Source organism: Halalkalibacter lacteus, assembly GCF_036663595.1.
GTDB classification, from domain to species: Bacteria; Bacillota; Bacilli; order Bacillales; family Bacillaceae_D; genus Halalkalibacter; species Halalkalibacter lacteus.
In genome coordinates this window covers 1-230 of sequence record NZ_JAWRVL010000515.1, presented here as the reverse complement: position 1 = coordinate 230, position 230 = coordinate 1, and the positions used below count along the sequence as shown (strand labels likewise).

The following is a 230-nucleotide window of genomic DNA, read 5'->3' as shown; positions in this document are numbered from 1 at the left end:
AAAGTTGCTGATTTTGCAGTACAGGTAAAACAAGCTTTTTATGTAAATGGAGCTGGTGTTTTTGGAGTTTTATCGACAGAGGTACAAAAAGTAGCGGTTCTTGGCGGTGATGGAAATAAATATATTAAGGATGCGTTATTGAAAGGAGCGGGTGTCATCGTAGCGGGTGATGTCTTTTAGGATGTTGGCCATGATGCTATGTTGGCGGGGTGTCTGGTCGTTTGGGGGGG

The 230-nt window shown here is 43.9% G+C and carries 1 protein-coding gene; it reads left to right on the top strand.

Annotation, left to right across the window (positions count from 1 at the left end):
- Positions 1-180 (top strand): Nif3-like dinuclear metal center hexameric protein (locus SAZ04_RS23185; protein ID WP_332700193.1); only part of this gene is annotated, 180 nt, incomplete at its 5' end.
- Positions 181-230 lie beyond the last annotated feature (50 nt).